The organism is Paenibacillus taichungensis (assembly GCF_003287275.1).
In the GTDB taxonomy this organism is placed as follows: Bacteria; Bacillota; Bacilli; order Paenibacillales; family Paenibacillaceae; genus Paenibacillus; species Paenibacillus taichungensis_A.
Map to the genome: position 1 here is coordinate 77,935 of NZ_QEVW01000002.1, position 22,525 is coordinate 100,459.

At 42.7% G+C, this 22,525-nt stretch carries 20 protein-coding genes; 19 read left to right on the plus strand and 1 reads right to left on the minus strand.

Features of this window, described 5'->3' with window-relative positions; all coding sequences use genetic code 11:
* Positions 1 to 92 precede the first annotated feature (92 nt).
* From galU to DC345_RS02780, 19 genes are all read left to right on the plus strand, one after another.
* The gene (gene galU, locus DC345_RS02685) at positions 93 to 1,001 is read left to right on the plus strand and encodes a UTP--glucose-1-phosphate uridylyltransferase GalU (RefSeq protein WP_113051799.1); all 909 of its coding nucleotides are present in this window, start codon (positions 93 to 95) and stop codon (positions 999 to 1,001) included.
* Positions 998 to 1,666 (plus strand): sugar transferase, encoded by a 669-nt coding sequence (locus DC345_RS02690; protein ID WP_220095231.1) that lies wholly within the window; start codon positions 998 to 1,000, stop codon positions 1,664 to 1,666. Before galU ends, DC345_RS02690 begins: the two co-directional genes overlap by 4 nt.
* Before the next feature lie 33 nt (positions 1,667 to 1,699).
* Positions 1,700 to 2,662 (plus strand): NAD-dependent epimerase/dehydratase family protein, encoded by a 963-nt coding sequence (locus tag DC345_RS02695; protein WP_113051800.1) that lies wholly within the window; start codon positions 1,700 to 1,702, stop codon positions 2,660 to 2,662.
* A 25-nt stretch (positions 2,663 to 2,687) separates the two neighbouring features.
* Entirely contained in the window at positions 2,688 to 3,878 is a 1,191-nt protein-coding gene (locus DC345_RS02700) for a glycosyltransferase family 4 protein (RefSeq protein ID WP_181586450.1), read from the plus strand.
* A 76-nt stretch (positions 3,879 to 3,954) separates the two neighbouring features.
* Complete coding sequence (locus DC345_RS31600; protein WP_181586451.1) at positions 3,955 to 5,187, plus strand: O-antigen ligase family protein; 1,233 nt, start codon at positions 3,955 to 3,957, stop codon at positions 5,185 to 5,187.
* A gap of 2 nt (positions 5,188 to 5,189) precedes the next feature.
* On the plus strand, positions 5,190 to 6,344 hold the full coding sequence (locus tag DC345_RS02710) for a glycosyltransferase (RefSeq protein ID WP_113051803.1): 1,155 nt from the start codon (positions 5,190 to 5,192) through the stop codon (positions 6,342 to 6,344).
* Positions 6,337 to 7,419, plus strand: coding sequence for a glycosyltransferase family 4 protein (locus DC345_RS02715; RefSeq protein ID WP_181586452.1), 1,083 nt, complete (start codon positions 6,337 to 6,339; stop codon positions 7,417 to 7,419). The genes DC345_RS02710 and DC345_RS02715 overlap by 8 nt, the downstream gene beginning before the upstream one ends.
* A 63-nt stretch (positions 7,420 to 7,482) precedes the next feature.
* Positions 7,483 to 8,835, plus strand: coding sequence for a lipopolysaccharide biosynthesis protein (locus DC345_RS02720; protein WP_113051805.1), 1,353 nt, complete (start codon positions 7,483 to 7,485; stop codon positions 8,833 to 8,835).
* A 46-nt stretch (positions 8,836 to 8,881) separates the two neighbouring features.
* Complete coding sequence (locus DC345_RS02725) at positions 8,882 to 10,270, plus strand: sugar phosphate nucleotidyltransferase (protein ID WP_113051806.1); 1,389 nt, start codon at positions 8,882 to 8,884, stop codon at positions 10,268 to 10,270.
* Positions 10,267 to 11,598 (plus strand): UDP-glucose dehydrogenase family protein, encoded by a 1,332-nt coding sequence (locus DC345_RS02730; protein ID WP_113051807.1) that lies wholly within the window; start codon positions 10,267 to 10,269, stop codon positions 11,596 to 11,598. The genes DC345_RS02725 and DC345_RS02730 overlap by 4 nt, the downstream gene beginning before the upstream one ends.
* Positions 11,599 to 11,637: 39 nt before the next feature.
* On the plus strand, positions 11,638 to 12,555 hold the full coding sequence (locus DC345_RS02735; RefSeq protein WP_113051808.1) for an LCP family glycopolymer transferase: 918 nt from the start codon (positions 11,638 to 11,640) through the stop codon (positions 12,553 to 12,555).
* A 19-nt stretch (positions 12,556 to 12,574) separates the two neighbouring features.
* Positions 12,575 to 13,156: a VanZ family protein gene (locus tag DC345_RS02740; protein ID WP_181586453.1), complete on the plus strand. Its 582-nt coding sequence runs from the start codon at positions 12,575 to 12,577 to the stop codon at positions 13,154 to 13,156.
* Positions 13,157 to 13,243: 87 nt separating this feature from the next.
* Entirely contained in the window at positions 13,244 to 13,762 is a 519-nt protein-coding gene (locus DC345_RS02745; RefSeq protein WP_113051810.1) for a hypothetical protein, read from the plus strand.
* 528 nt (positions 13,763 to 14,290) lie between these two features.
* A complete protein-coding gene (locus DC345_RS02755) occupies positions 14,291 to 15,199 on the plus strand; it encodes an ABC transporter ATP-binding protein (RefSeq protein WP_113051811.1) in 909 nt (302 codons plus the stop codon).
* Positions 15,192 to 15,986 (plus strand): ABC transporter permease, encoded by a 795-nt coding sequence (locus DC345_RS02760; RefSeq protein WP_113051812.1) that lies wholly within the window; start codon positions 15,192 to 15,194, stop codon positions 15,984 to 15,986. The genes DC345_RS02755 and DC345_RS02760 overlap by 8 nt, the downstream gene beginning before the upstream one ends.
* 219 nt (positions 15,987 to 16,205) lie before the next feature.
* Positions 16,206 to 17,279 carry an AI-2E family transporter gene (locus tag DC345_RS02765; protein WP_113051813.1) on the plus strand — a complete coding sequence of 358 codons (1,074 nt, stop codon included), beginning with the start codon at positions 16,206 to 16,208 and terminating at the stop codon, positions 17,277 to 17,279.
* Positions 17,280 to 17,502: 223 nt separating this feature from the next.
* On the plus strand, positions 17,503 to 17,898 hold the full coding sequence (locus tag DC345_RS02770) for a GntR family transcriptional regulator (RefSeq protein WP_113051814.1): 396 nt from the start codon (positions 17,503 to 17,505) through the stop codon (positions 17,896 to 17,898).
* 341 nt (positions 17,899 to 18,239) lie between these two features.
* Positions 18,240 to 19,022 carry a DUF1648 domain-containing protein gene (locus tag DC345_RS02775; RefSeq protein ID WP_181586454.1) on the plus strand — a complete coding sequence of 261 codons (783 nt, stop codon included), beginning with the start codon at positions 18,240 to 18,242 and terminating at the stop codon, positions 19,020 to 19,022.
* A 48-nt stretch (positions 19,023 to 19,070) separates the two neighbouring features.
* Positions 19,071 to 20,663 carry an alpha/beta hydrolase family protein gene (locus DC345_RS02780; protein ID WP_258530458.1) on the plus strand — a complete coding sequence of 531 codons (1,593 nt, stop codon included), beginning with the start codon at positions 19,071 to 19,073 and terminating at the stop codon, positions 20,661 to 20,663.
* Positions 20,664 to 20,793: 130 nt separating this feature from the next.
* On the opposite strand, the gene DC345_RS02785 is transcribed toward DC345_RS02780, so the two are convergent.
* Entirely contained in the window at positions 20,794 to 22,152 is a 1,359-nt protein-coding gene (locus DC345_RS02785) for a hemolysin family protein (protein ID WP_113051816.1), read from the minus strand.
* Positions 22,153 to 22,525 lie beyond the last annotated feature (373 nt).

Here is a 22,525-nt window from a genome sequence, read left to right on the forward strand (position 1 = left end):
TGCATCAATTTATTTCATGATTTCATGGATTTTAATAAGTGATCCAACTCATACTTTTAAACATAAAAATATTAATGGATAGGGTGGTATTTATGACTAGAGTGAGGAAAGCAATCATTCCCGCAGCCGGATTGGGAACCCGATTTTTACCCGCTACAAAGGCAATGCCTAAAGAAATGCTCCCTATTGTGGATAAACCGACTATTCAATACATCGTGGAAGAAGCTGTAGCCTCCGGAATTGAGGATATTATTATTGTTACGGGCAAGGGAAAACGTGCGATTGAAGATCATTTTGATAGTGCGTTTGAACTGGAGCAAAATTTGCTCGAAAAAGGAAAGCTCAGCTTGCTGGAAGAAGTCCGGAAGTCCTCCAACGTTGATATTCATTACATAAGGCAGAAGGAAGCGCTGGGACTCGGGCATGCTGTCTGGTGTGCTCGGAATTTTATTGGCAATGAGCCGTTTGCTGTATTGCTTGGCGATGATATTGTGGTTTCGGATGTGCCGTGCACGAAACAACTCATTCAGCAATATGAGAAGGTCAACCAGTCTGTACTCGGTGTGAAAACGGTAATTCCAAGTGAAACCTATCGCTATGGAATTATTGATCCCCTGCATACAGAGGGACGCCTATCCTCTGTAAACAGCATGATTGAGAAACCCCCGTTGGGTACAGCACCTTCTAACTTGGCTATTATGGGGCGTTACATTTTGACACCTAAAGTATTTGAGTATCTGGAAGAACAAAATGTGGGCGCGGGTGGTGAGATTCAACTCACGGATGCGCTGCAAATGCTGAATCGGGATGAAGGAATTAGCGCTTATGATTTTGAAGGCTCACGGTTTGACGTCGGTGAGAAGCTGGGCTATATCCTGACCACACTTGATTTTGCTCTCAAAAATAAAGAATTGCGTGCGCCGGTCCTAATGGCGATAGAAGAGATTCTCATGAAGGAACAATTGAACCAAATGCTTGTCGCAGGAGGGGATAGTCTGTGAAACTTTCAAGACCTGAATACTTTGGGAGTGGAGAAGCCCTTGCCAAAGATGGCACTTCGGCAGTATTGGAACAACCTTACTCCCAGCGTGTTGGCGGATATGCTGACGTAATAAAACCGTTTATCGATTTTATTATTGCGGCTGTGCTGTTGCTGATTACATCACCGATCATGCTTGTTGCAGCGATTATGATTAAGCTTGATTCCAAAGGACCTGTAATATTCAGACAAGAACGTTACGGGAAAAACGGCGTTAAATTTAGTATTTATAAATTCAGAACGATGCGTACGGATGCACCGAAATATGGCGTATCTCCAACGACAAGCAATGATCCGAGAATTACACGGCTGGGTAGATTACTTCGTAAAACGAGCCTGGATGAGCTGCCACAATTGCTTAATATTATCAAGGGTGACATGAGCTTCATAGGTCCCAGACCTGAAATGAAACGAATCGTAGAAGAAAGCTACACGGATCTGGAACGTAGACGTTTTCTGGTGAAACCAGGGATTACTGGATTATGGCAAGTAAGTGAAGTTCGCAAGGAACCGATTCACCATAATCTGCAATATGATTTTCACTATATCTCCAACGTCTCTATGAAGATGGATATTATTATCATTTTTAAAACCGTTGGCGTTATGATCAAAAGTAATACATTTTAACCAACTCTTTAGATAACATGGAGCGTGATCGCATTGAAACATGTTGTAGTGACGGGCGCGGCCGGTTTCCTAGGCTCACATCTAGTCAAGTCATTAATTGATCAAGGACATCAGGTTACCGGAATAGATAATCTTTCAACAGGCGTTTCTAAGAATCTGCAAGAGGTGGCTAACAACCCCCTCTTTTTTTTCCGTGAAGCTGATGTTACGTTACCCGACTCACTGGATTTTCTGATAGATCAGCCAGTAGATGAAGTCTATCATTTGGCTTCACCCGCTTCACCCAAATTCTATCAGGCCGATTCGATTGGGACGATCTGGGTGAACACTCGAGGAACCTATCATTTGCTGGAACTCGCCCGTACCAAAGGAGCAAAGTTCCTGTATTCGAGTACGAGTGAAGCTTATGGAGATCCCGAAGTTCATCCGCAGCCTGAGAGTTATCGAGGTAATGTGAACACTTGGGGACCAAGAGCCTGTTATGATGAGGCCAAGCGCTTGGGAGAAGTTTTTTGTTATGAATACTACACGAAACACAGTGTTCCCGTGAAGGTAGCTCGTATTTTTAATACGTATTCCTCAGGACTTCGGAACGATGATGGCCGTGTTATTTCTAACTTTGTGACACAGGCAATAACAGGTGAGGACATAACGGTGTATGGAGATGGATCACAGACACGCTCGTTCTGTTATGTGGATGATAATATCAAAGGATTGCAAAAACTGATGGCTGTAGACGAAGCCAATGGCGAAATTATTAATATTGGGAATCCAACTGAATATACCGTACTAGAAGTTGCACATTTGGTTAAAAGGCTAACCCAATCAGAGAGTAATCTGGTATTTCTACCGTTGCCAGAAGATGATCCAAAAGTAAGACGACCCGTAATTGATAAGGCACGGGAAATCTTAAAGTGGGAACCGGAGATTGGCCTGGAAGAGGGATTACAGCGTACGATCGAGCATTATCGGTCGATCCTGCAGGCAACCACATGATGCTGATTAAAGTGAGTTGATAAGAGTGGATAAAGTATTAATCGCACATAGTCTGTATCCACCCCATATTATTGGGGGAGCCGAAATATCAACACAAATTCTCGCCCAGACATTGAATCGCCATTATGATGTCAAGGTAATTACTGTGGGCGGACATGAAAAACGGGAAGTACGTACAGATCTGGTTAACGGCATAGAGATTTCGAGGTTACCGTATAACAATCGGTACTGGATTGGGGATTCTGACAAGGAAGTATCTACAGTTAACAAGGTGGTTTGGAGAATTCAGGATATTTTTAATATCAGGCAATACAAGTACATCAAACAGTATCTCACACAGACACGACCGGAAGTTATTCATACACAGAATATCCCGGGTCTTAGCTTAGCGATCTGGAAGGCTGCACATGAATTGCATATTCCGGTCGTGCACACGCTGCGCGACTTCTCGCTAATTGATCCTATTAAAATTTCAGCGTACTCCAGGATATATAGACAAATATCAAGAAGATATAGCCGAATGGTTTCGTCGGTCGTTGGTATATCCAACCACATTCTTGGAAGTCATACAGCGCTTGGTTTCTTCGAACGATCTTCGAAACAAGTCATTCATAACATCGTAGAGGATAATACCAAGGTCCAGCAGTTGTATACACAGAAGCAGGTTAACCATAACAAGCCGCTGAATATTGGCTATTTCGGACAGTTAACGGAAGTTAAAGGCGTTCAATATTTAATTGATGCGGTGAAAAGTCTTGGACATATTGTAGGGAAATTGTTCATTTATGGGGAAGGCCCACTGCTGCCTCATTTGAAACAACTGGCTGGGTCAGATCAACGAATTGTTTTCAAAGGTAAATTGGATAAATCCCAAATTGCCTATCACATGAAAGAGATGGATCTTAACGTGGTTCCCTCTACGTGGGATGAGCCATTTGGAAGAGTGGTTATTGAGTCTTATCAGGTGGGTACCCCTGTATACGCATCGCGTGTGGGAGGCATGGCGGAGATTCTGCTGGATACGGAGAAGTTTTCATTTCCTGCGCACAGTTCGGAAGCTATTGCCCAAGCAATTGATCAATATTATCTTCTGAGAGAACAGGAAAAAGTTCAATTGAAGCAGCAATGTTACGCACATAGTCAGACGTTTAATGAAGCCTACCTTCTAAAAGAGCATATTGAGATATACGAAAAGTTAATCAGGCGTGGAGGGTAATATGCAAATTACTTCTTTGAGTGCCAATACCTATAGGTATATTCAAATAAAAAAGGAACCACAGCATACACTATTCATGGCAACCATCCATACATTGTTGATTTATTTATCGGTCTATGGTTTGGTTTCTATTTATGTGGATAACATCATTATTCGTTCCCTCAAGGACGTAGGCATGATGGGGATCGCGATCTTTGCCTTGAGCAAAGTATATCGAAGCCACACGGCATTTATCAAACCTATTCTCTTCCTGTTGGGATCCATTATTGCACTGGGCTCGTTGAATTTGTTGCTGGGTGCAAGTGTTATAACACTTGTATACGGGATTAAAATAACGTTCCTACCTATGATGATGATGTTTACGGGGATGCTGATCTCACAATGTCACAGAGCTTACTCGTTTACCAGAACAAATTTTGTTATTTTTATTTTATTAATTGTTGGCTGGTTGATTCAGTATTCGCTTGGCATTGAGAATTTGGTTTCACTTGGTTTTGTCTATGGCGTAAATGTTAAAAACTATTTTGAGGGTGTGCCGCGGCTGTCATCCATTACATATTCACCTGACGGTTATGCGTATGCTTTGGTGATCACAGGTTTAATAGCAGAACGAACCAAAATGGCGATGAATCAACGGCTGATTCGGGGAATCATTCAATTGCTAACGATCAGCTTTTTGCTGTTATCCACCATTCGTTCGGCATTGGTTTTGTGGATTGTATATCAAGTGGTTATGTTTTTTTTTCAGGTTCGAAAATATAGTAAAAAGAGTACATTGTTGCTTGCATGCACGTTCATTATGATGCCCGCAGTGGTGTTCTATGGGGGGCGGATGCTAGAGTCCTACAACCTGCTTTCTGTGTATTCTTTATTAGATCGATTTCAGACATGGGGGAACATTCTTACCTCTCCGTTCACGATGAATGGAGCTATTGGTAACGGTATCGGTTCAGTGGGGGCTGCAAGTCGGAGAACACATATTATCGGTGTAGATTCTTATAACTTTGCTGTGGACAATCAGTATTTTTCACTTTATGAACAGACAGGCTGGATCGGTATGATTTACTTTATGATGTTATTTATGTGGATTATCGCCTCTCTCGTGAGGCAGATGAACACTCTGTCTGCTACTAACCCGTTGCGTCTACCGCAGATGGCACTTGCATTTATAGCAGGTGTAACAGTCGCAAGTCTTACAACGAATGTACTGGAGATGTTACCTTCGAACATCTTTTTCTGGATGGTCATTGGCATGGCTCTCGTTCAGCCTCTTGATTCTAGTGATTTATCACAGAAAGCGGTGGGATAGAAATGAAGATTTTACACATCGGTGAATATGTCATTGGTGGAATGGCGACTTATCTTAATGAAGTTGTTGGATACCAACGTCAATTTTTTGATGTTTATCTGCTGATGAGTGATTATAACAGTGCTACGAGTTTTGATTTGGAGCCTGATCATATTTTGCATTACAAGTATAGACGTCATCCTAAATATTTCCTTTCGGCTATGCGGCAGATTCATCAAGTCATCCAAGACATTCAACCTGATATTATTCACGTTCATAGCTCTTTTGCGGGCCTACTCGCAAGGGGCTTATTTTTCGTTCAACCCAAGAAAGCCCGTATATTTTATTGCTCCCATGGCTGGGCTTTTCTGATGGATACCAAGCCGTTGTATAAAAAGGGGTTTTTATTAATAGAAAAGCTTATGGAGTTCAAAACAGATGTAATTATTAACATTTCCCAGCATGAGATGGAACAATCTTTACGTCGAGGTCTATCCCCTTCCAAATCAAGGCTCGTCTACAGCGGCATACGCGAACGGGAGTCTACTAACGTGATTCCCCTAGAAGAAGCCGCAGCGGAGACAGACATCATTCAATTATTATTCGTTGGCAGGTATGACCGGCAAAAAGGACTTGATATTGTCCTTAACATCTTTAACGAGAATCCTGAATTGCAGCAGTATATTCGCTTGTATGTTATTGGTGACACCGTACTTGAAGATAAGGTATGGGATTTTCCCGATAACGTTATTCGTCTGGGTTGGGTGAACAATGCCGAAATTGATCGTTATTATCAGCAATGTGATGCGGTTATTATGCCATCCAGATGGGAAGGATTCGGGCTTGTAGCCATCGAGGCTATGAAAAACCGGAAGCCTGTCATTGGAAGTAATCGCGGTGCATTACCGGAGCTGATTCGGCATGGGGAGAATGGATATATTTTTGACATTGAACATGTATATGAACTTTTGAACACCCTGAACAATCTAGACAAGGATGAATTGGTGAACATGGGTGAGGCAGGCTATGCCATCTATAAAGATAAATTTAGCGCTGTCAGGATGAACGAGGAGATTGTCGGTCTCTATTATGAGGCGTATACCGGGGCTTCTGTTAAGGAGATACCCGTTACTAGCGGGTTAGATTTTTCTAAGAGAGCTGGAGATGCACATGATTAAAATATATATTAATGCCCGATTTCTGACCCAAACGATGACGGGAGTTCAGCGATATGCGCTGGAGCTTGTGAAAGAAATCGATCAATTGATTGATCGAGGGGAAATTGATGGGAGTCGTTATGAATTCTGCCTCTTGTCTCCATCCAATGTTATAACAAACCTGGAGTTCAAGCATATAAGTCACCATAAGGCCGGTAAGTTGAAAGGGCACCTTTGGGAGCAACTCGAACTTCCCTTCTATGCCAAAGGGGGATTGTTAATAAACCTGTGTAACACAGGTCCAGCTTTTAATAAGAATCAGATTGTAACCATCCATGATGCTGCTGTCTTCAATTATCCGAAGGCCTTTTCGTTTGCTTTTCGGGCCTGGTACAAATTTTTGATGGTTCGTCTGGGTAAAAACTCTAAAAAAATTATTACGGTGTCTAACTTCTCTAAAGGGGAATTGATCCAGCACTGTAAAATAGCCGAGCATAAGCTGGTGGTCACTCATCTGGGAATCGATCACATTCACAGAAAAAAGGCGGCTGTGGGTACTCTTGAAAAATATGGGATACAATCTCCTTATGTTTTGGCTGTGAGTACGATGAATCCATACAAGAACTTCAACTTGATTGTTGATGTTTTACCCGAACTCGAAGCTCATAATCTGAGCGTTGTGATTGTTGGCTCCAAGAACAGTAAAGTGTTTGGTGAACAAACATGGGCACAATCCGATGCAATCAATTGGGTGGGCTATGTTACGGATGAGGAATTAAAGGCGCTATACGAAGATGCTGCAGGGTTTATTTTCCCTTCTCTATATGAAGGATTCGGCTTGCCGCCACTAGAAGCGATGGCGTTGGGGTGTCCGGTCATCGTATCTTCTCGTGCATCTATACCCGAAGTTTGCGGGGATGCAGTGTTGTATTTCGATCCCCAGAGCCCGCAAGAAGCAGCTTCACGTTTGATTGAAATTACATCAGATCCGGAGTTGAGTCAGCAATTGGCACATAAAGGAAAAGATCACTCCAGTTTATTTTCCTGGAACAAATGTGCTAAAGATACAGTCAACATTATTATGAACACGGTATAGCCATGCTGGATGATCCATTAAAATCATAGGTGAGACCAGCAAAAACCATGGGGGATAACGGTTATGATGGAATTAGCTCCAAAAGGAAACATTCAACAGCGAAATATGTACATCGCTATATTAATGACCAGTTTCACTAACATTCTCATCTTGGGAATTACAACCGTAACTTCCATCATTACAAGTCGAATGTTTGGAGCTGAAGGCAAGGGCGAATTGGCAGCTATCTTGTTCTGGCCCGGATTCCTAACTAATCTGGCTACACTGGGGTTACCAACGGCGCTTATCTACCATATCAAAAAGAATAATAAACAAATTCCTGTGTTTACAGGAATCGGATTCCTGCTACAAATTCCGGTAAGTATTGTGGTTGGGGTCATTAGTTGGTTTGGAGTATCCTCGTGGTTATCCAATTATGCGGAGTCCGTTATTTCCATATCAAGGGTATATATCGCGTCTTTGACGCCTGTTTTGCTAATAATGGGCGTATTCGCAGCTACTGCTCAGGGGATGGAAAAGTTCCAAATTTACAATTTAGCGAGATTGCTTGCGCCGTTTATCAATTTGATAGGGCTCGTCTCTCTATGGATCACGGGGACGTTGTCGTTGGAACGTACAATAATTGTAAGTTTTGTATCGTTCGTTTGCGTTGTTGTTTTCTATGCGTATTCACTCAGGGAGCATATTTCACGGCAGGTCTTCTCCGTTTTTAATCAGATGAAGTCCGGCTTGTACTTGTTAAGTTATGCTGCAAGAGTTAGTGGAGTGGAACTGCTGAATACATTGTATAATCAGTCCGATAAAATTATTATTTTGGCACTGCTTACTCCACGTGAATTCGGTCTTTATTCCGTTGTATACGCACTTTCCCGTATGTTTAATGTATTCCAGACCGCTATAACGAATGTGATCTTTCCGAGAGCTACTGGATTAGAACAAGACAAAGTGTTCAGCCTAGTGGGCAGATCTTTCAGAACCAATATGGTTTTTATGATGATCATCATCGTGCCTTCTATGGTGGTAGGTCGTTTTTTGCTCGGTTTATTGTATGGGCAGGAATTTTTGGAAGCCAGTGGCGCATTTTATTTATTATCCATTGAATGTGTTGTGGGCGGGGGAGCAGGAATTTTAGCCTCTTCTTTTAACGCGCTAGGTCGCCCAGGAGTCATTCTGGTTGGACAAAGTGCTGGAGTAGCCGTAAGCATAAGTTTGTTTCTACTTCTAACCCCTCATTTCGGATTATATGGGATAGGTCTTTCTTTGCTCACAGGTTCGATCATGCGGGTTATGGTATCTCTGATCTCACTAAAAAAGATCTATAAAATCCCAATAAGACAAATGCTCTATAACAAAGGAGATATTCAATTTGTGATGCAGCGTCTGAACGAAAAGCTTATTTTGAAAAGAAGTAGATAAAAATCTGAACTAAAGCTGCTTAAATATAGAGAGTGGAGTGATAACCATGAGAATCGTACTTCTCTCCGGTGGATCAGGCAAGAGGTTGTGGCCTTTATCCAACGATACGAGATCGAAGCAGTTTCTGAAAGTACTGGAGGGCCCTGAAGGGCAGACTGAGTCCATGGTTCAACGGGTGTGGAGGCAACTGCAGCACACGGGGTTAAGCGAACAAGCCACGATAGCAACGAGTAAACCACAGGTGGAGATTTTGCGGAGCCAACTGGGCGATGAGGTTGATCTTGTCGTAGAGCCGGAACGCAGAGATACCTTTCCCGCAATTGCCTTGGCAGCTGTTTATCTGTACTCGGTACAGGGTGTCAGTCTGAACGAAACGGTTGCTGTGCTTCCTGTTGATCCCTATGTTGAAGAATCCTTTTTTTATAAAGTTACGGAGCTTGAAGGAGTGTTGGATGAGTCTGGTGCGGAGCTTGCATTAATCGGGGTAAAACCTACGTATCCTTCAGAGAAATACGGTTATATTATTCCTGATCCGCATGAAACCGAAAAACATAACCATTACGCCAAAGTATCACGTTTTCAAGAAAAACCCTGTGAGACTGAAGCGGCAGAGATGATAGAACAATCTGCCCTTTGGAATTGCGGGGTTTTTGCATTCAAGCTGAACTATCTGATTAATCTGCTGATCTCACTTGAACTGCCAATTCAGTATGAAGAGATGCTGAAACAATACGGAAGATTACAGAAAATTAGCTTTGATTATCAAGTAGTAGAAAAGGCCAGTCACATTGTGGTTACACCTTATGAGGGATATTGGAAAGATCTCGGCACATGGAATACGCTGACGGACGAGATGAGCACCCATATTGTGGGCAAAGGTGTGATGACGAACAGCTCGGTAAACACACATCTGATCAATGAGTTGAATATTCCGGTGTGTGTGCTGGGAGTATCCAATCTGATTGTTGCGACCAGTCCGGATGGAATTCTGGTCAGTGAGAAAGAGGCAAGTCCACAGATTAAAGAGATTCTTAAGGATGATACTCAACGTCCAATGTATGAGGAACGCCGTTGGGGTTGTTACAAGGTACTTGATTACACGCGTAATGCCAGGGGAGAAGAGGTATTAACCAAACGCATTATTGTTGGGGCAGATAAGAATTTTTCTTATCAATACCATCTCAAACGAAATGAAGTATGGACAGTTGTTTCGGGAAAAGGCGAACTGATTCTAGACGGTGAGCTAAGATTGCTTAATCAAGGGGATGTCATTTCGATTCGGGCAGGTAGTAAACACAGTGTGAAAGCCATAACCGAACTTGAAATTATAGAAGTTCAGATGGGCAGTGAGCTGGTGGAAGAGGATATCGTGCGAATAGAGATGGAATGGGCAGATATTATCCAAAATTGCGTGAATTGGGGGAAAACAAGATGAATATCGCGGTGATTGGAACAGGGTATGTAGGTCTTGTATCAGGAGTATGTTTTTCGGAGATCGGCAACCAAGTCATCTGTGTGGACAACAATGAGGCCAAAGTGGAGATGCTCAACGAGGGTAACGTTCCTATCTATGAGCCTGGCCTCAAAGAGTTGATGGCTTCCAATATGAAAGCAGGCAAACTATCGTTCACCTCCAATATTGCTGAAGCAATTAGCCAGTCGGATATTATCTTTATCGCTGTAGGTACGCCTTCTCTTCCGAGCGGCGAAGCCAACCTGAGCTATGTGGAACAGGTAGCTATAGAGATTGGAAGTCACATTGAGAGCTACAAAATTATCGTGACCAAAAGCACCGTTCCTGTAGGCACCAATGATCGTGTCCGCGAGTTGATTAGCAGTATTTCATCTCAGCCTTTCGATGTGGCTTCTGTTCCCGAGTTCCTCCGCGAAGGATCTGCGGTCAATGATACCCTGAATCCTGACCGGATTGTCATTGGAACAAACAGTGATCGTGCAATTAAGTCACTAAAAAAACTTCATCGGCCATTAACAGAGAACTTGATCATTACGGATATTCGATCAGCTGAAATGATTAAATATGCTTCCAATGCATTTCTTGCAACCAAAATCTCATTTATTAATGAAATCTCGAATATATGCGAAAAAGTAGGAGCTGACGTTACACGAGTAGCCGAAGGCATGGGTTACGATAAGCGTATAGGAGCTTCCTTTTTGAAGGCAGGTATTGGTTATGGAGGTTCATGCTTTCCAAAAGATACACAAGCTTTGATTCAGATCGCAGGCATGGTCGATTATGATTTCAGACTGTTAAAATCCGTTGTCCAAGTAAACCAGGATCAGCGTTTACATGTCATTCACAAACTGGAAGAGGCGCTGGGATCTTTAAAAGGAAAAACCATTGCTGTCTGGGGATTAGCGTTTAAACCGGAGACAGATGACGTGCGTGACGCTCCAGCGATTGATATCATTCAGCATTTAAGTGATGCTGGAGCAATAATTAAAGCCTATGATCCCATCGCAACTGCAAATTTTCGTAAAGAGGTAGATGTAGCTTCCATCACGTGGGAAGAGCATCCACTACACGCTGCTGAAGGAGCAGACGCATTGTGTGTGTTGACTGAATGGAAAGAATTCGCTCATATCGATTTGAAAGAGCTGGCCAAAATCATGAAAGACCCAATTATGATTGATGGTCGTAACTTGTATAGTGCTGAACAGGTTCAGGCATCTAATCTTCAATATTATTCTGTTGGTCGACCAGGTTTGACGAAGTTGGAAGGGAAAGCGGCAGCAATTATTTAACCATTTTTCATCATCTTGAATGTGAGTGAGGAAGAACCCATGAAAAAGTGGATGAAAGTTACCATCTGGATTGTTTCCTTTTTTGTCGTTGTAGTGTTTGGTTATGCCATATATCTCTACCAATCCGTTAAATCAACCGCTGATCAAATTTATGAGCCCCGAAATCCTGTAAAGCCCGTCTCGGTCACAGATAGCAGAGGTGGGCTACCGGTGGATATCAACGGCAAGGAGCCTTTTAATGCGCTTATTCTTGGCGTGGATGAACGTCCAAATGATCGAGGGCGCTCGGATACGATGATTGTACTGAGTGTGAACCCCGGGAAAAAACAAGTGCTCATGTTTAATATTCCAAGGGATACACGGACAGATATTGTGGGACACAATACTGTAGATAAGATCAATCATGCTTATGCCTTTGGAGGCGTGGACATGTCGGTGAATACCGTTGAACAATTTTTGGGAGTTCCCATTCATTATTATATGAAAGTGGATATGGAGGGCTTTGCCAAAATCATTGACCTTGTCGGTGGCGTGGATGTAAATAATCCTTTTGCATTTGATTATGAGGGCCAGCGATACGATCAAGGGAATATTCATCTGGATGGTGTTGCTGCGCTCGGTTTTTCAAGAATGCGCTATGATGACCCGAAAGGGGATTTGGGTCGTAATGATCGACAACGAGAGGTTCTGAAGCAGATGCTTAAGAATACAATGCAATTCTCCAGTGTAATTAATATCCAAAATATGCTGGATGAACTAGGTACTCATGTCAGAACAGATGTTACTTTTGATGAAATGAAGGAACTTCTCCTCGAATATCGTAATGATCTGGAGAACGTAGATACGGTGGAGATCAAGGGTAAAGGCGAGAAAATCAATGGGATTTATTATTACATTGTAGATCAGCAGGAAAAAGATCGCATTCACGGAATACTTGAAGAACATTTGAAGAAATAATGAAAGGTTTATGAAAGTGGTGAGAACTTTGCTTATGGAGGAGGATTACGGGAAAAGAAAACATAAGCATAGACGTAAACAACGACCTTATGTTTATATATTGTCCCTGCTGCTGATTGTGGCCTGGGTTCTGGTGATTTGGCACTTTTCGACCCAATCATACCAGCAGCAGACTATCCAGCCTTGGCTGCATAAATGGTCTGAAAAGGTGAAGATCGGATTTGCACTACCTGATGTGCAATTCACATACGGTGAGCTTGATTATTCCTTAAAACAACGACCGTATGATTTTGTTGAGTTCATATTTCGGAAGAGTGCACATTTATTTGTATATGCTGTGCTGGCGGTGCTTATCTATAGTGGGCTGAGATACAGGAAAGTACGGATGTTGGCTTGTATCGCTGTTGCCCTGGCCGTAGTCGCGGTTATTGCCTCCATTGATGAGTATATTCAGCAGTTCAGCCCTAACCGGACGAGTTCAATCCGGGATGTCGGCGTGGATCTGCTCGGGGGATGTGGCGGAATTGCTTTATATATGGGGGCTAATGTCGTTTTCAGAAGATTCAGGTCCCCAAGGCGATCGTCAGTCAAAAGAAAGTGATTTCCCAGGAAATGCTACTAGCGAGTTCCCGCTTCTACTTGCTTGCCATCCATCATAAGTATGGGAGTAGGACAAGGGGGACGGGACATGCTGCGAAGAAGGAACCGGAACGCGTTATTTAAAAAGATCGGATTCATAGCACTTGTGCTGCTGCTGTTGTGGCTCATAGGCAGAACCATCCCATATCTGTTTCGTGCGGATGCACCAGATGAAGCCGCTGCCATCGCCCAAGAGTTTTACAAATATGAGCAGACGGGTGATTTCGGCAGTTCATGGGAGTTGTTTCATCCATTGATGAAAGAACGCTTTCCCAAAAGCGCCTATTTGCAGTCCAGAGCACATATTTTCATGCAGCATTTTGGGGTGGAAACCTTTGATCTGGAGATGGAGAAACCGGAGCGGGAATTTGACGTTACGGTGATTGATGGCGTTAAACCATTTGCAGAGGCATATCGCATTGGTGTCACCCAGAAGTTTACGGGAACCTTTGGTCAATTTAAAATCGTGCAGAATTGTTATATTGTAAAGGATGGAGACGATTGGACGCTGCTTTGGTATTATCCAAAGAATGGAGATACCGAGACAGAGCACGACAAAACCGAATGATAGTATTAACCCATACTATGTACCGGATTGTATCATTTGTACTTGAAAAGGCTCTATGAATGCGAGACTTTAGTCGCATTTATAGAGCTTTTTTTTGCATTTCATTTCTTTTTATACCTACAAGGGGTTGACATTAGTCCCGGTGTCAAGTAAATTACGAGTTAGATACAAATTGTATCAAAATTCAGCGTCTAACGACAAATAACAGGGACTTCAATGCTCCTTGTGAGGGGAAGGAATATCATTGATCGAAACGGACCGCTTTTACTGTGTCAGTTGTGGGATGATTGTGTCGGTCGCTAGGGGCTCTGTCGAACTAAAGGAAGAGGACTGTGGAGGCAATCACGTATTTCGCACCGGATTTTATCGGAGTGAGATGCCGCTTGGATGCTGTGAAGCGTGTGTAGTTCATACGAAACGTCAAGGGAAATCCCAGTTTGCGGGACAATATACTAAAGATTATGATACACTATCTTCATATGAGAAGCGGGCATGAAGTGAGTGTCCGTTGATGAAGGAGGAAATGGAATGCAGCAGGAGCCGGTCGTCCGTCTTCAGGGCGTCAGTAAAATCATCTCCTCCCGATCATTGGTCAGTGACCTGACTCTGGATATTTCTCCGGGGCAGGTTTTTGGTTTTTTAGGACCCAATGGAGCGGGGAAAACAACAACGATTCGAATGATGGTAGGACTGATGTCCATCAGTCAAGGAGATATCATCATCTCGGGACACAGTGTAAAGAATGAATTTGAGCAAGCCATAGCTCAGGTTGGGGCTATTGTTGAAAATCCAGAAATGTACAAGTTTCTGACTGGATATCAGAATCTCGTTCACTTTGCCCGGATGTCACCTGGTATTACGAAAGAACGCATTGCCGAGACGATTGAACGTGTTGGGCTTACAGCCCGAATTCATGACAAGGTAAAGACCTATTCTCTGGGTATGCGCCAGCGTTTGGGCGTGGCCCAAGCCATATTACATAAACCAAAGTTATTGGTATTGGATGAACCCACCAACGGACTTGATCCGCAGGGGATCCGGGAACTCAGGGATTATTTGCGTCAGCTCTGTCAGGAGGAAGGAATCACCGTCTTTGTATCCAGCCACTTGCTGTCGGAGATGGAATTGATGTGTGATACCGTTGCGATTATCCAAAATGGCAAATTGATTGATGTAAGAAATCTCAGGGCTGAGGCGGGAGCGGACGTACTTACTGAAGTTGCTTTTGAAGTAAATGATGCCCCACGTGCAGCCGAAGTAATTAGCGAGGCTACAGTGCAGGGCAATGCCATTGTAATTCGTTTATCCCGTGAGCAGATTCCGGACTTGAATGCGAGGCTGGTCAGTGAAGGATTCCAGGTATACGGTATCCGTAACGTAACCCATACGCTGGAAGATCAATTTTTGCAGGTGACTGGGGGCGGAAGCATTGAGTAATTTCGGCAATCTCATTATGAATGAAAACATGAAAATTTTCCGTCGTCCGCGTACTTGGATTATGTTATCCATTCTGGCATTGATCTCGCTGTTGATGCCGGTTCTGCTCAATGAAGGCATGGGGTCCAGTGAGGTCCCATACTGGCAAGCAGCTATTACAACCGTTCAGATTGTCTTTTTCCTGAATACCATCTTCTGCGTCGTCATTGCAGCTGAAGCGGTAGCTGGTGAGTTCACATGGGGAACGATTAAACTACTGCTGATTCGTCCGTGGTCGCGCAGCAAAATACTGGCATCCAAATATTTGTCCGTGATTGGATTCAGTGTTCTGAGTACGTTACTTGTTGTTATTCTGGCAACCGTAATGTCGTATATGCTGTTCTCCCATACCGTAACTCCGGATGGAAGCGGTGCTTCTGCATCACACGCATTTGCACTATGGGGATATCTATACGTGGACTTGTTTATTACGCTCGCTATTGCCTTTATGGTCTCCTCCGTGTTTCGTTCGGGAGCTCTGGCAATCGGTTTGTCTCTATTTATCATGTTTACACAGAATTTGTTCTCATTAATCTTCAATCCTGTTCGTTACGAATGGGCCAAATATGTTCTGTTCAATAACATGGATCTCAGTCGCTATATGGATTCAGCGGCGGATTATGGATTGCTTGGCGATGGAAATGCAGGTATGACACTTGGGTTTTCTATTGCTGTGCTAGCTGTATATTATGTCATTTTCATGTTGATCTCATGGGTTGTATTCAACAAAAGAGATGTGGCAGGCTAATCGCCTGCTTCTTTTTTTGCCCAATTTCTCCTTCAGGATGGAAAATAGAGTATATTCAGCATCCGCTGTGGCATGACTAGCATTTAAGGGTACATATAATAATACATGAGCATGCGGCATGGAATGGAACACGCTGCCCAAGCTATATTAAGTTGCAATACATACATATTATCGCCGCAGTCGTATTTGGCAGAGCAGCGTATGGAGGGATCACGTTTCTTGATAAACAACAAGTTTTACCGTATATGCACAGCGATTATTTTGCTGCTGCTCATCGTGTATTTGGGGGATAAAGTCAACTTTATTTTCAGCCCCCTGACCTCGCTGATTCACATCATCATCATTCCGCTGCTGATTGCTGGTTTCTTCTATTATCTGCTGCGACCGCTCGTCGATTATATGGAAAGGCACAAGATTAAACGTGCATTGTCAGTTCTGATTATTTATGTAGTGACTGCATTGATGATTGCAGGTTTCAGCGTACTGGTATGGCCTTCATTGAGAGAGCAACTGATGAATTTTGTGGAGAATGCTCCAGCGTTGGTTACTTCGCTCAGTGATCAGTTGAATGCACTTGAAAAGAGTAATTTTGTTTCCAGATACCTGCCTGATGATTCCAATCTATTCTCACGATTATCCGATGTTCTGAGCCAAGGGATCACACAGGTAACCGATTATGTCTCAGGGTTATTCTCCGTAGTATCGAATCTGGTTATTATTCTGGCGACGTTCCCAATCATGCTGTATTACATGCTTAAGGAAGGCAGCAAGTTTGGAACGAATCTGACCTTGTTGTTGCCAAGGCGTTATCGGAAGGATGGGGAAGAAACCGTCCATGAGATCGATGAAGCACTAAGCAACTATATTGTTGGCCGGGTAATTGTTAATGTTGCTCTGGGGATTCTGATGTACATCGGTTTTCTCATTTTAGGTTTGCCTTATGCCTTGCTGCTGACGGTGGTATCCATTATTCTGAACTTCATCCCTTATGTGGGTGCTTTGCTGGCAGCTATTCCGGTTGTCATTGTCGCGTTTATCGAATCTCCTTCGATGGCGATATGGTCACTGGTTATCATTGTGATTGCACAGCAAATTCAGGATAACCTGATCTCACCTTACGTTTATGGCAAGCAGCTTGATATTCATCCACTGACTACCGTTATTTTGTTGCTTGTGGGTGCTGACCTGGGAAATATCCTGGGCATGATTATCGTTATTCCGCTGTATATGATTCTGAAAATTATAGTTCGCAAAATCCATTATCGGATTGTCGAAGATAAGACTGAACTTTGAATGAAATTTGAGATACGACTCTGTCATATGATACCACTCACGTTTTCTCGAATCACATGGATAAGCTCAATAGGATAAGCCGCATATCAATGGTGAAGGGTCAGGTAAGTTTGCCCTCGCGATGGATATGCGGCTTTATTTTTTATTTTCATTTTTATTGCTCACTCATGTTATAGCTGTTATACTTGATATATAACAGATAACAATAAAAGAAGGTGGACCCTTGATTATTCAACTGGATATGCAATCCGAACTTCCCATCTATTCGCAACTTGTTTATCAAATTATTGAAGGCATTGCTAGTGGCAAGTTACAGCTAGGTGAGGCGTTACCTTCGGTTCGGAATTTGGCCGCAGATATTGGCGTTAACCTTCATACGGTCAATAAGGCTTATACACTACTCAAGCAAGATGGATACATTCTAATTCATAGACAAAAGGGAGTCGTAGTAAACCCTGATGGAATGCCTGATTTAACGGATGATTTTTTGAAAAAGCAGCAAAGAGAATTAAGACCGATTATTGCCGAAGCGATATGTCGCGGAATGACCAAAGAGGAACTATCTGTGGTATTAGACCAAATGTATGATGATATAAAGATGGGTGACAACAAACAATAAAGAATCGAGGGAGTGTGTTATGTATGCAACTATTTAGTATATTACCTATCATTTTAATCTTTGCTCCAATAGCCTTACTTCTATCCTTTGCACCTTATGTGACAAGGGAAACAATCAGCTTTGGGGTCACGGTAAGTCAATATAATTACTACACACCAGTCTTACGCAAGCTACGGAGAACGTTTGCTACAGTAAGTCTGATCGGAAACGGGATGGTTGTTCTTGTCAGTTTGTATTTACTCCGGTCTGCTAATGAAGAGTCTACCGCAATGATCACCGGTGTTTGCACAATGATATTTATTGTGTACTGGTCAGCACTACACATCTTATTTCATTTCAAGATGAAAAAGATAAAAGGAACACTTCCAACTGTAGAAGCACCTCAAAGGGTTAAAATCGATACCACCTTCCGCCAAAATAAGCTCACCTATTCCAACTATTGGTTTCTCATTCACATTGCTATTATTGTGGTCATTGCCATCATTTCAATCCTGAATTATAAGGCACTACCTAACGTCATTCCAATGAAATATGATCTTCAGGGCAATGTCACTTCCAGTGTGCCTAAAACCTACCTTTCGGTACTGGCTATTAACCTTGTACAGCTAGGAATCATTGCACTTATGATGTTGGTGAACTGGAGTATTAAAGCAAGCAAACAACAGCTTACTACGTCTAATCCTGCCAAATTTGCTGCTGAAAATATTCAATTCCGCCGTAAATGGTCCCTATTTACGATCATAACAGGGTTGCTTCTTACCATTTTATTTGCCTTCATTCAGATCAATATGTTCGTCCCTAATCTGGTCTTGTTAACAGCTATTAGCTTCATCATCCCTGTGCTGATCGTGTTAGGTGCAGTATGGCTGTCTCTCACAGGCAGACAAGGCGGCGGGAAAATTCGTAATCATCAGGAAGAGCGCGAACGATCCAAGGAGCAGCCTGTGAATAACGATGATTATTGGAAGCTTGGTTTTATTTACTTCAATGCCAATGATCCTTCTTTTACCGTAGAGAAACGTTATGGAATAGGCTGGACGATTAACTTCGCTCACCCACTATCTTGGGTCCTGTTGTTATTCATCATTGCTATTGTTGTTATAAGTAGATTTCTGAGCCAATAAATGCTCATAAATCTATGCATATCATAAAAATAATTAGGAGGAATGATTATGATGAACCATTGGAAAAAGCTATTACTTTCTCTTACTTTCGTATGTCTAATACTGCCGGCGACATCCATCTCAGCAGCAGCTGAAAAACCCGCGGGAAGTGAAAATCTAGTTCCTATTCGTGAGATTGCAGAAAAGAATGGGGCAGAGGTATCTTGGCAACAACAAACAGGACAAATCACCATACGTAAAAATGAGCTTATGATTGTAGTTAAGGTAGGAGAGAAGCAGGCGATTGTGAATGGGCAAGTCATAGCTTTAGACAATCCTGTTCAGTTAACGAAAGGAATTACCTTTATGGATGAGGGATTTCTTACCGAGACGCTGGAGGCTGCACCTGAGGATCTATTCATTTCACTTATAAGTGAGGGTGATGGCAAGGAGGCCGCCAAGTATGTTCATACCTCTGTGAGTGGAGTGTTGTCACCCACGTTGTTGAGTCAGTTATGGGGAGCTTTAGAAGGACAAAACGGCAAAATTACAAGTAAAGCCATAGCTAAACACGTAGAAAATAACACAGTGCATCGCAATGTCACCTATACTTTTAAGACAGCGCTTACTCGTTTAAATATTACAGTCAGAATGAACTATGATGGACTTGTGGATGATTTGTATATTGCTGCCGCCACTCCAGATGTTTATCAGAAACCAAGTTACGACGACGCATCTGCCTATACAGAACAAGACATTACGGTTGGTCAGGGGGATTTAGCTTTACCAGGGACATTAACTTTGCCCAAGGGAGAGGGACCCTTCCCAGTTGTAATTCTGGTACACGGATCCGGGGCCAGCAATCAGGATGCTGCCATTGGTGGTGCAAAGCCGTTTCGCGATCTTGCGGTAGGTTTAGCTTCACAGGGAGTTGCTGTATTAAGATATGATAAGGTCACGTATGAGCATACCTATAAGGTCGCTTCTCAACCTAAATTCACATTAAAACAAGAGAGCGTAGATCAGGTAACCGATGCTATAGATTTACTTAAAAAGAATACACATATTGATTCTACAGCGATTTTTGTAGCTGGACATAGTCAAGGCGGGTTTGCATTACCGTTAATCATTGCTGAGGATAAACAACATGATATTGCAGGAAGTATCCTACTTGCTGCACCAAGTAGTAGCTTTGTGGATGTGCTTACTGAGCAGCAGAACGAATTGGTCGATCGGATGAAGCGGCTTGGTTTAGATACGGAGATCATTAAAGAACAAGCTGATTTTTATAAAAATGTTGCTGCGATCGTTAAAGATCCTAAATATTCTGTAGATCATCTTCCTGAGGCGTTTCCACTTCAACCTGCTTATTGGTGGTTTGAGCAGAGAGATTATGTACCTGCAGAACTGGCTAAAACACAAAATACCCCTATGCTTATTATCCAAGGCGAAAATGATGTGCAAGTGTCTATGAATCAATTCCAAAACTGGAAATTGGCTCTTCAAGATCATTCCAATGTAACGTACAATAGCTATCCAAAGGTAAATCATCTTTTATCCAGCTATGACGGACTGTCGATTGGTCAAGAATACGCTGAGCCATCTAATGTCTCCAAAGCCATTATCGATGATATTGCGAAGTGGGTATTAAAATCAAATTAAAAACGGGACGGTTAGTTCCATTCTTCGTTGAGTGATAACATGGGGAAGTAACACATTCAGCCAGAAATAATAAGAAGGGCACTTACCAAAGTAGGTAAGTGCTCTTCTTATTATATATGAGGTTGTTGCTTTATTTAGCCCAATTGGATTCTTTCTCGTCTTCATCGGTGTAGTCGGACATGGTCAGTGGTTCCTTAGGAACAACGGCGACTTTGTAGAAGCGATTTTTGTCTTTTTCCAGCAAAACGAAGGTCAGATTCTCGAACTCATATTCTTCCTGTTCATTCATCTCTGGACGATGGCTATAGAGCCAGCCACCAATGGTATCCCATTCATCAGCATCCAGGTTTGACGTGAACATGTCGTTAACCTTGGATAGGGACACCTTACCATCCATAATGACATAGTTTTCATTGATGACCTGAATATCCTCGACTTCGTCTGCGTCAAACTCATCCCGAATTTCACCGACAATCTGTTCAAGCACATCCTCAATCGTTACTATCCCGGAAGTACCTCCGTACTCATCGACCAGTACGGCAATATGCACGCCATCCTTCTGCATTTTTTTAAGCAGATCTTTGACTGGCGTCGTTTCGTGAACAGCGGATACCGGCTGAATGAGGGAAGACAGATCGACAGGTTCGTCGTTTCCGTACAACTCCAGGAAAAATTGTTTGGTATTAATGATACCGATAATATCGTCTTTACTCTCATTTACCACTGGAAAACGGGTGTATTGTTCCTGTCGGATAATATCCAGGTTTTCCTCGTTCGATCTATTGACATAAAGGCAGACCATATCAGTCCGGGGTACCATGATTTCTTTGGCAAGCATTTCATCAAAAGCAAAAATCCGGCTTACATAACCGAACTCGGCTTGGTTGATTTTGCCGCTCTCAAAGCTTTCATTAATGATAATCTGTAATTCCTCTTCGGAGTGCGCATCTTCATGCTCGGATGCAGGTTTAATTCCGAACAACTTGACCAGTTGATTCGCTGAGCTGTTTAACAGCCAGATAAAAGGATACATAATTCGGTTAAACCAGATGATAGGTGTAGACGTCAGCAGTGCAACAGTCTCGGCTTTCCGGATTGCAATCGTTTTTGGAGCAAGTTCGCCAACCACAACATGCAGATACGTGATGGAAGCAAACGCGATAACAAATGATAAGAATGAAGAAACTGCCTCAGGCATGCTCATGCTTTCAAACACAGGGTGGAGAATTTTCTCTACCGTCGGTTCACCCAGCCAGCCCAATCCCAGAGATGTGATCGTGATTCCAAGCTGGCAGGCGGACAAATAGCCATCCAGATTGGCAACTGCCTGTTTAACAGCCAGCGCACGCTTGTTTCCTTCTGCAATCATTTGGTCGATCCGGCTCGGACGAACTCGTACCAGAGCGAACTCCACTGCAACAAAAAAAGCCGAAAGTCCTATCAAAAACGCAACCAATACTAAATTTAACGCATACCTCTCACTTTCCATTCACTGCTCTTCTCCTTTAGGTAATAAGTTTTTAACGAATATTATATCTAATTTTACGTAAGAAGACCACCTTCCAATCAAGAAAAGAGGAAGAGTCTGGAAGGCCGTGAGCTCGAAATGGCGATGGAACGCTGATCCGCAGACTGGAATGAATCATATGTAGAGAGGAACACAGTCAGAATATACAACGCCGAAGTATGGTATGAACTGGCTGAGCACCGCTACAATCAGCTGTGTATGTAACATTTTATCTAAGCAAACGTTACGAACAGTGCATACATTGGGTATCTAATGATTAGCTATAGGCTTTATCGTCAAAGCTTGTACAGTGAGAGAGAACGGCAAGATTATACCTTGCCATGAGGAGGAAGCC

What these genes read in the sequence shown, in the direction of transcription:
- DC345_RS02755 (WP_113051811.1), top strand. Translation starts at nt 14,291, where the DNA reads ATGCAGCAGGAGCCGGTCGTCCGTCTTCAGGGCGTCAGTAAAATCATC.
- DC345_RS02735 (WP_113051808.1), top strand. Translation starts at nt 11,638, where the DNA reads ATGAAAAAGTGGATGAAAGTTACCATCTGGATTGTTTCCTTTTTTGTC.
- DC345_RS02720 (WP_113051805.1), top strand. Translation starts at nt 7,483, where the DNA reads ATGATGGAATTAGCTCCAAAAGGAAACATTCAACAGCGAAATATGTAC.
- DC345_RS02715 (WP_181586452.1), top strand. Translation starts at nt 6,337, where the DNA reads ATGATTAAAATATATATTAATGCCCGATTTCTGACCCAAACGATGACG.
- DC345_RS02730 (WP_113051807.1), top strand. Translation starts at nt 10,267, where the DNA reads ATGAATATCGCGGTGATTGGAACAGGGTATGTAGGTCTTGTATCAGGA.
- DC345_RS02710 (WP_113051803.1), top strand. Translation starts at nt 5,190, where the DNA reads ATGAAGATTTTACACATCGGTGAATATGTCATTGGTGGAATGGCGACT.
- DC345_RS02725 (WP_113051806.1), top strand. Translation starts at nt 8,882, where the DNA reads ATGAGAATCGTACTTCTCTCCGGTGGATCAGGCAAGAGGTTGTGGCCT.
- DC345_RS02780 (WP_258530458.1), top strand. Translation starts at nt 19,071, where the DNA reads ATGATGAACCATTGGAAAAAGCTATTACTTTCTCTTACTTTCGTATGT.
- galU (WP_113051799.1), top strand. Translation starts at nt 93, where the DNA reads ATGACTAGAGTGAGGAAAGCAATCATTCCCGCAGCCGGATTGGGAACC.
- DC345_RS02745 (WP_113051810.1), top strand. Translation starts at nt 13,244, where the DNA reads ATGCTGCGAAGAAGGAACCGGAACGCGTTATTTAAAAAGATCGGATTC.
- DC345_RS02775 (WP_181586454.1), top strand. Translation starts at nt 18,240, where the DNA reads ATGAAAAAGATAAAAGGAACACTTCCAACTGTAGAAGCACCTCAAAGG.
- DC345_RS02785 (WP_113051816.1), bottom strand. Translation starts at nt 22,152, where the DNA reads ATGGAAAGTGAGAGGTATGCGTTAAATTTAGTATTGGTTGCGTTTTTG.
- DC345_RS31600 (WP_181586451.1), top strand. Translation starts at nt 3,955, where the DNA reads ATGGCAACCATCCATACATTGTTGATTTATTTATCGGTCTATGGTTTG.